Consider the following 7255-nt stretch of genomic DNA (forward strand, 5'->3'; position numbering starts at 1 on the left):
AATGGCATGAAGCTAGCGAATCGTGTAACCCTTGGTCAGGATTCGCCGAGGTGAAGGTTCGATCACAGCTTCACGGCCCATCAATCGTCCGCGTCGTCCTTGCTCGGGAAGATCATCTGGCAGACCTCGAGATACAGAGTCTCGGGGTAGGGGATGTAGGGAACCGAGCGGAGGGCCTGATCCTGGCCGGCCGACTCCATGACGAACTCTCCGTAACCGAGCATCCGGCCCAGCAGTGAGCGCTGGAAGCTCATGTCGGTGACCTTCGCCAGTGGCATCATCGCGACCTTGCGAGTGATCAGGCCCGTGGTGAGGAGCATGCGCTGGGACGTGACCACGAAGTAGTCGACCGACCACTCCGCGACCTTCCAGACGAAACGGATGAGGAGCAGCAGCCAGGCCCACCAGACGATGACGAGCGCCTCGCCGCCTCCGGCGTCGCTCAGCCACTTGCTGAGCAGGCCGGCGACCACCAGACCGCCGAAGATCTCGCCGACCGGCCTGAGGAGCACGGCGGGGTGGCGCCGCACCATGATGACCTGGTGTTCATGGGGGAGTAGGTAACGGTTGACCGACGACGGGGCGGAGTCCCCGTGGGTCACAAGTCTCATGTCAACCTAGCGAAGAACTGCGCCATCGAGTCTGCCGCCTTTACGACGCCGTTCACCGCGCCCTGCACGGTTTGCGCAGCGTCGGTCGGCCGCGACAAGAGATAGAAGGCCACGAGGCCGATCGCGCTCCACTTCAGAACTTTCTTGCCCTGCACCGCCGTCACCACTCCCATGACCAATAGATTACCCAGGTGCCTACTTCGGTAAAGCGGTAAAACCGGAAGAACCGGCTTCGGTGTCGACGGTCATGCGCGCCCTTCGGCGACCACGGCGAGAACCTGTAGGTGCTTGCGCGCGATCCGCTCGACCAGGGCGGGGTACGCGTGGCCGGTGACCTCTTCGGCGCCGTGGTGGGCGACCTCGATGCACCGTGTCACGGTGGCGGCCGGGTGGATGCCCGCGAACTCGTCGCGGAGCGCGGCCTCGACCAACTCGTAGCGTCCGCCATGCGGAAGCTGACTCATGACTCCCCCTGATGCGCGAACCCGGAGACCGGGAACGCAAAGACACGTCGGCATTACTCTACGTACCCAAGCGGGTACATGCTGTAACTAGACGCGGGAAAGTCTGCGAAAAATCAGACGACGCCGTAGAGGCGGTCTCCGGCGTCGCCGAGGCCGGGGACGATGTACCCGTTCTCGTTCAGCCGCTCGTCCATCGCCGCCGTCACGAGGCGGATCGGCTTGCCCGAGCCCTGGAACATGTCGTCCAGGTAGGACACGCCTTCCGGCGCCGCGAGCAGGCAGATCGCGGTGACGTCCTCGGCCCCCCGGTCGAACAGGAACTGGATCGCGGCTCCGAGCGTGCCACCCGTCGCCAGCATCGGGTCGAGCACGTAGCACTGCCGGCCGGAGAGGTCCTCGGGCAGACGGGTCGCGTACGTCTCGGCCTGGAGGGTCGACTCGTCACGGATCATGCCGAGGAAGCCGACCTCGGCCGTGGGGAGCAGGCGCATCATCCCGTCGAGCATGCCGAGGCCGGCCCGCAGGATCGGCACCACCAGGGGCGCCGGGCGCGACAGCCGTACGCCGTGGGCGGGTGTGAGCGGGGTCTGGACGGTGACGTCCGTGACGCGGACGTCCCGGGTCGCCTCGTATGCGAGCAACGTGACCAGTTCGTCGGCCAGACGGCGGAACGTCGGCGAGTCCGTACGGACGTCACGCAGCGTGGTCAGCTTGTGGGCGACGAGGGGATGGTCAACGACGAGGCTTTCCATGCCAAAAAGGTACCGTCCTTAGCAATAGGGACGAACGTCACCGCCGGTTTTGATCACAATTTGGCGCGGAAGCCGTACGGTGGGAACCGGATTCTGGGACGATTGCCTGACGTTGGGACCGCATCGGTGGGGATGACGATGACAGACGAGGACGCGCTGGACTTCGCCATCGTGGTCTATCGCGAGGACGACCGATGGGAAGCGGAGATGCTGCCCATGGGGCTGACCTCCGATCTGCACGGGCTTATCCACGCGCTCCGCCAGACGCCGAGCATGGGCACGACGATTGGCCTGGTCGCCGTGGGGGATGACTTCTTCGTGGCGCTACGTGTCTTCGGGGAGCGTGTGGGCGTTTTCCTGTCCGACATCACTGCCTCCTGGGACTGGCCGCTCGCGCAGCAGGTCCTTGAACATCTCGACGTCCCCGTCCCCGAAGAGGAAGAGCTGGACAGCGTGCTACCCGCCGGCGATCTGTCGATCTTCGCCGACCTCGGCCTCGACGAGATGGAGCTCGGAGCGCTCTCCGGAGACCTCGACCTGCTTCCCGACGAGGTGCTCTCCAGCATCGCCGCGCGGCTGGGCTTCTCCCAGCCGTTCGAACGTGCCGTCGACGCCGCAATCGGCTGACCTCGGGAGCCCGGCCATGCCCTCGAGATCCAATCTCTTCTCCGCCGCCTTCGTGAAGATCGACGGCGGCTGGAACGGCGCCGAGGTCGATCTCGGCTCGGCCGAGATCGCCGACGATCTGGGCGACGCCGTACAGGAGGCACTCGGCCTCGAAGGCGACGAACTCGTCCTGCTGTGCGTCGAGGTCGAGGACGAGTGGTTCGCCATCGTCCGCTACGAGAACGACCTCGACCTGCGAATCTTCCTCTCCGACGCGCAGGCCGGCCTGACCGACCCGCTGGGAGAGATCTTCACCGACCTCGCCGGCGTGGCGGTCGACACGGAGACGTCCGAGCTCGGCGTACGGCCCGCCGGCGACTTCGAGCTGCTCGCGGACCTCGGCGTGAGCTCGGAGGAGCTGCTGGAGCTGAGCATGGAGGAGGGCCTGCCCGCCGACGTCCTCTCCGTGATCGCCGAGCGGCTGTCCTTCGCGGACGAGCTCGACCGCCTGCGGTGACCGGCCCGGCCTCGGAGTTCGAGGCGGCCATGCGGCTGGCGCTCGCACAGGCGGTACGCGCGGGCGGGCGGGGAGAGGTCCCGGTCGGCGCCGTGGTGCTGGACGCGGGCGGCGCGATCCTGGCGGAGGCGGGCAACGACCGCGAGGCGAGCGGTGACCCGACCGCGCACGCGGAGGTCCTCGCGTTGCGTGCCGCCGCCGAGGCGCGCGGCGAGTGGCGGCTGACCGGCTGCACCCTGGTCGTCACGCTCGAACCCTGCACGATGTGCGCGGGCGCCGCCGTGCTGTCACGCGTCGATCGTGTCGTGTACGGCGCGGACGACGACAAGGCGGGGGCCGTGGGCTCGTTGTGGGACGTGGTGCGGGACCGCAGGCTCAACCACCGGCCCGAGGTGATCCGCGGGGTGCTGGCCGCCGACTGCTCCGCCGTACTCACCGACTTCTTCGCCGGGCGCCGGCTCTGAAACGACGGCGCGCGCATAGGTGTTTGTCCGGTAAGCTGACCAACGGTGGCGTCGCCTAGTGGCCGAGGGCGCACGCCTCGAAAGCGTGTGTAGGGCAACCTACCGTGGGTTCAAATCCCACCGCCACCGCCAGTAACAAAGAGCCGCCGACCTGCGCGTACAGGTCGGCGGCTCTTCTGCTTCCGGCCCGACGGTGCTTCCGCCCCGACGGTGCTTCCGGCTCGACGGGCCGCGGCCCCGAGGGTCAGGTTGCGAGTTCGAGTACCCGGGCGTGCAGCACCGAGCGCTGGTGCAGCGCGGCACGCAACGCCCGGTGCAGGCCGTCCTCCAGGTAGAGGTCGCCGTTCCACTGGACGACGTGCGGGAACAGGTCGCCGTAGAACGTGGAGTCCTTGGCGAGCAGGGAGTGCAGGTCGAGAACCGCCTTCGTCGTGATCAGCGTGTCCAGCCTGACCTGCCGCGGAGGGATCTGGGCCCATTCACGGTTCGACAGGCCGTGCTCGGGGTAAGGGCGTCCGTCGCCGACCAACTTAAAGATCACGGTACGTAGTCTAGGAGAGGAAACCGTGCCGCGACTTATGGGATCTCGTCAGATGCCGCCCGAGAAGGTGTCGCAGCGCTGCGGATCGCCGGTGCTGTAGCCCCGCTTGAACCACTTCATCCGCTGGGCCGACGTTCCGTGGGTGAAGTTCTCCGGGCTGACCCGGCCCCGCGCCTTCTCCTGGATGCGGTCGTCGCCCACGGCGGAGGCGGCGTCGAGCGCCTGGCGGATGTCGGTGTCGCTGAAGGGCTTCGCGTAGAACCCGGTGCTCACGGCGTTCTTCGCCCAGACGCCCGCGTAGCAGTCGGCCTGCAGTTCGAGCCGCACCGAGCCGCTCGTGGCCCCCTTGCCGGTGCCCTTGGCGATGTCGCCGAGGAGGTTCTGCACGTGGTGGCCGTACTCGTGGGCGATGACGTACGCCTGGGCGAACGGGCCGCCTTCCGCGCCGAACTGGCTGTGCAGCTCGTCGAAGAAGCCGAGGTCGAGGTAGACCCGCCGGTCGGCGGAGCAGTAGAAGGGCCCGACGGAGGAGTCGGCCGCGCCGCAGCCGGTCTGGACGCCGCCGGTGAACAACGTCGTCTTGGCCTGCCGGTAGCCGTCGACCTGGCCCTTCCAGTACTTCTGCAGGCTGTTGACGACGCCGACGACGCGGCACTTCTCGGACTGGTCGGCGTCCGCGCCGGTCTTGCACTCCGCCGCGAGGTCGCCGCTTCGCGCGGATCGGCCACTCTGGGCGGGAGGGCCGTCGCTCAGCAGTTCGGTCGGGTCGACGCCGAAGACCAGAGCCAGGACGATCACCAGGATGCCCGCCGCGCCGCCGCCGATCGCGAGCCCGCCGCCGCGTGACATGCCGCTGGAACCGACATCGTCCACCTGCGAGGCGTCGAGTTCGGCCCGGTCATCGAAATCCATCCGCGACGCTCCCCAGTGTGCGCGTGATCCTCGTGCGCATCCGCGATGTAGTCCACAACGCAGATGCCCCTTTTGAAGAGAATCATGACGCTTGCGGCACCGTCCTCCGTCACGCGACCTCGGCCAGGTGATCGACGGTCCGCGGCCACGGGAACGAGCCCGGCCCGGCGAGTGGGCGGCCTGCTGCGGGAGTCCGTGGACGGTCCCGCGGAGGCCTTTTCAGAGGGCGGCAGAGACCGGGACTGAGGCCGGGAAACACGGAAGCCCCGGTTGTATCAGACCGGGGCTTCCGTGGTGTTGCTGCTCAACCAAGCGCGGAGGATAGGAGATTCGAACTCCTGAGGGGTTGCCCCCAACACGCTTTCCAAGCGTGCGCCCTAGGCCAACTAGGCGAATCCTCCGCCGAAAAGCTTAGCGGACTTTCCGACTTGTGGTGACCACAGTTTTCCGGGTCTCTTTCCCGGCCTCGGCACGCCCGCGGAGTGGTTAGACTGTCTGCGGACCCCTCGCGCGGCGTCATCCTGTGAACCTCCCCAGGGCCGGAAGGCAGCAAGGATAAGCGGGCTCTGGCGGGTGTGCGGGGGGTCTCTGAGTTTATGGAACCGCCGGCCGGGTCGACCCCCCGAGGAGACGGCATGAGTCTTGCGCTGTACCGCAAGTACAGGCCCGGGACGTTCGCCGAGGTCAAGGGGCAGGAGCACGTCACTGAGCCGCTGCGCCAGGCGTTGCGGAGCGGCCGGATCAACCACGCCTATCTGTTCAGCGGCCCGCGCGGCTGCGGCAAGACCTCCAGCGCGCGCATCCTCGCCCGTTCACTGAACTGCGAGAAGGGCCCGACGCCCGACCCCTGCGGCGAGTGCGAGTCGTGCGTGGCCCTGGCCCCGACCGGCCCCGGCCACCTCGACGTCATCGAGATCGACGCCGCGTCGCACGGCGGTGTGGACGACGCCCGCGATCTGCGGGAGCGGGCCTTCTTCGCCCCGGTCTCCGCGCGCTACAAGATCTACATCATCGACGAGGCGCACATGGTGACCCGCGAGGGTTTCAACGCGCTGCTCAAGCTCGTCGAGGAGCCCCCGCCGCACCTCAAGTTCGTCTTCGCCACGACCGAGCCGGAGAAGGTCATCGGGACGATCAAGTCCCGCACCCACCACTACCCCTTCCGGCTGATGCCTCCGGCGACGTTGCGCCAGCTCATGGAGGAGATCCTCGACTCCGAGTCCGTGCCGTACGAGCCGGCGGCGCTGCCGCTCGTGGTGCGCGCGGGCGCGGGGTCGGCCCGTGACTCGTTGTCGATCCTCGACCAGCTCCTGGCCGGTGCGGACGAGGCCGGGATCACCTACCAGCGCGCGGTGTCCCTGCTGGGCTACACCGACGGCGACCTGCTGGACGAGGTGGTCGAGGCGTTCGCCAAGCGTGACGGCGCGGGGGTGTTCCAGGCGGTCAACCGGGTCATCGAGGGCGGGCACGATCCCCGCCGGTTCGCGATGGACCTGCTGGAGCGTTTCCGCGACCTGGTCATCCTCGCCAACGTGCCCGAGGCGGCGGGCAACGGCCTGCTCGACCGGCCCGCGGACGAGCTGGAGCGCCTGCAGACGCAGGCGTCGTCGATGGGGCCGGCGGAGCTGACCCGTGCCGCCGAGGTCTTCAACACGGGCCTCACCGAGATGCGCGGCGCGGCCTCGCCGCGGCTGCTTCTCGAGCTGATGTGCGCCCGGGTGCTGCTGCCCGCCGCGGCGGAGGGAGAGGCCGCCCTGCTCGCGCGGCTCGAACGCCTCGAACGCGGCGGCGTTCCCGCACTGGCCGCCCCCGTGCCGGGTGGCGCGGTCCCCGCCCCGCAGCCCGTCCCGTCGGCACAGCCCGTCCCGTCGGCGCCTCCGGCGGCTGCCGCGCCTCCCGCCCCCGTCGCGTCGGCTCCCGCTCGTACGGCGGCCGCACCCGAGGCACGGGACGACTGGCCCACTCCGGTGCGGCCCGGCGGGGTGAGCGAGCCCCAGAGGGACGACGCGGCGCCCGCACCTTCGGCGGCGGTGGGCGGCCCGGTGCCGCAGGCGTGGCCCAGGGTCCTGGAAGCGGTCAAGAACAGGCAGCGCGTCGCATGGATGATCCTCAACGCGCAGGGCAGGCTCCTCGGCGTCGACGGCAACCTCGTGACGCTGGGCTTCGAGAAGCCCGGTGACGTGCAGGGGTTCCTCAAGGGCAAGCGCGACGAGGTGGTCGCCGCCGCGCTCGGCGACGTGATGGGCGGCACCTGGCGGGTCGACGTGGTCGTCGGGGGTTCGGGCCCGGCGGCCGGTTCCGCGCCGCGCGGCCCCGCCGCCCCCTCCAACGGGTACGGCACGGCCGACGGCGGCCAGCGGGCTCCGGCCCGTACGGAGAGTCAGGGGC

At 69.0% G+C, this 7255-nt stretch carries 10 protein-coding genes, 2 tRNA genes and 1 other RNA gene; 6 read left to right on the top strand and 7 right to left on the bottom strand.

The genetic code is table 11. The annotated features are described in order from the left end of the window. Positions 1-80: 80 nt before the first annotated feature. The 4 genes from AWQ70_RS11075 to upp form a co-directional block, all read right to left on the bottom strand. Entirely contained in the window at positions 81-611 is a 531-nt protein-coding gene (locus tag AWQ70_RS11075; protein ID WP_067173866.1) for a PH domain-containing protein, read from the bottom strand. Continuing rightward, complete coding sequence (locus AWQ70_RS38740; RefSeq protein WP_157529999.1) at positions 608-784, bottom strand: hypothetical protein; 177 nt, start codon at positions 782-784, stop codon at positions 608-610. The genes AWQ70_RS11075 and AWQ70_RS38740 overlap by 4 nt, the downstream gene beginning before the upstream one ends. Positions 785-856: 72 nt before the next feature. Continuing rightward, positions 857-1075 (bottom strand): hypothetical protein, encoded by a 219-nt coding sequence (locus AWQ70_RS11080; RefSeq protein ID WP_067173870.1) that lies wholly within the window; start codon positions 1073-1075, stop codon positions 857-859. 113 nt (positions 1076-1188) lie between these two features. Next, entirely contained in the window at positions 1189-1827 is a 639-nt protein-coding gene (upp, locus tag AWQ70_RS11085; protein WP_067173873.1) for a uracil phosphoribosyltransferase, read from the bottom strand. A 138-nt stretch (positions 1828-1965) separates the two neighbouring features. Here upp and AWQ70_RS11090 point away from each other — a divergent pair, with 138 nt between their 5' ends. The 4 genes from AWQ70_RS11090 to AWQ70_RS11105 all read left to right on the top strand — a co-directional run bounded on the left by AWQ70_RS11090 (position 1966) and on the right by AWQ70_RS11105 (position 3546). Next, entirely contained in the window at positions 1966-2454 is a 489-nt protein-coding gene (locus tag AWQ70_RS11090) for a tRNA adenosine deaminase-associated protein (RefSeq protein ID WP_373282314.1), read from the top strand. 16 nt (positions 2455-2470) lie between these two features. Further along, positions 2471-2950 carry a tRNA adenosine deaminase-associated protein gene (locus AWQ70_RS11095; RefSeq protein ID WP_067173878.1) on the top strand — a complete coding sequence of 160 codons (480 nt, stop codon included), beginning with the start codon at positions 2471-2473 and terminating at the stop codon, positions 2948-2950. Between the two features lie 29 nt (positions 2951-2979). Then, entirely contained in the window at positions 2980-3414 is a 435-nt protein-coding gene (gene tadA, locus AWQ70_RS11100) for a tRNA adenosine(34) deaminase TadA (RefSeq protein ID WP_067174009.1), read from the top strand. Positions 3415-3458: 44 nt separating this feature from the next. Continuing rightward, positions 3459-3546 (top strand) — tRNA-Ser (locus AWQ70_RS11105). A gap of 112 nt (positions 3547-3658) precedes the next feature. Here AWQ70_RS11105 and AWQ70_RS11110 read toward each other — a convergent pair. The 3 genes from AWQ70_RS11110 to AWQ70_RS11120 form a co-directional block, all read right to left on the bottom strand. After that, complete coding sequence (locus AWQ70_RS11110; RefSeq protein WP_067173880.1) at positions 3659-3955, bottom strand: type II toxin-antitoxin system VapB family antitoxin; 297 nt, start codon at positions 3953-3955, stop codon at positions 3659-3661. Between the two features lie 48 nt (positions 3956-4003). Next, positions 4004-4867: a KPN_02809 family neutral zinc metallopeptidase gene (gene ypfJ / locus AWQ70_RS11115; protein WP_067173883.1), complete on the bottom strand. Its 864-nt coding sequence runs from the start codon at positions 4865-4867 to the stop codon at positions 4004-4006. A 315-nt stretch (positions 4868-5182) separates the two neighbouring features. After that, positions 5183-5268: transfer RNA gene (locus AWQ70_RS11120), tRNA-Ser, on the bottom strand. Between the two features lie 96 nt (positions 5269-5364). On the opposite strand from AWQ70_RS11120, the gene ffs reads away from it, so the two are divergent. After that, positions 5365-5460, top strand: an RNA gene (ffs, locus tag AWQ70_RS11125) — signal recognition particle sRNA small type. Positions 5461-5502: 42 nt separating this feature from the next. Continuing rightward, positions 5503-7255 (top strand): DNA polymerase III subunit gamma and tau (locus tag AWQ70_RS11130; protein ID WP_084516808.1); only part of this gene is annotated, 1753 nt, incomplete at its 3' end.

It is taken from the genome of Microtetraspora niveoalba (assembly GCF_001570405.1).
GTDB classification, from domain to species: Bacteria; Actinomycetota; Actinomycetes; order Streptosporangiales; family Streptosporangiaceae; genus Microtetraspora; species Microtetraspora niveoalba.

Coding starts and splice junctions, on each gene's coding strand:
- AWQ70_RS11075 (WP_067173866.1), bottom strand. CDS start 611: ATGAGACTTGTGACCCACGGGGACTCCGCCCCGTCGTCGGTCAACCGT.
- AWQ70_RS38740 (WP_157529999.1), bottom strand. CDS start 784: ATGGGAGTGGTGACGGCGGTGCAGGGCAAGAAAGTTCTGAAGTGGAGC.
- AWQ70_RS11080 (WP_067173870.1), bottom strand. CDS start 1,075: ATGAGTCAGCTTCCGCATGGCGGACGCTACGAGTTGGTCGAGGCCGCG.
- upp (WP_067173873.1), bottom strand. CDS start 1,827: ATGGAAAGCCTCGTCGTTGACCATCCCCTCGTCGCCCACAAGCTGACC.
- AWQ70_RS11090 (WP_373282314.1), top strand. CDS start 1,966: ATGACAGACGAGGACGCGCTGGACTTCGCCATCGTGGTCTATCGCGAG.
- AWQ70_RS11095 (WP_067173878.1), top strand. CDS start 2,471: ATGCCCTCGAGATCCAATCTCTTCTCCGCCGCCTTCGTGAAGATCGAC.
- tadA (WP_067174009.1), top strand. CDS start 2,980: ATGCGGCTGGCGCTCGCACAGGCGGTACGCGCGGGCGGGCGGGGAGAG.
- ypfJ (WP_067173883.1), bottom strand. CDS start 4,867: ATGGATTTCGATGACCGGGCCGAACTCGACGCCTCGCAGGTGGACGAT.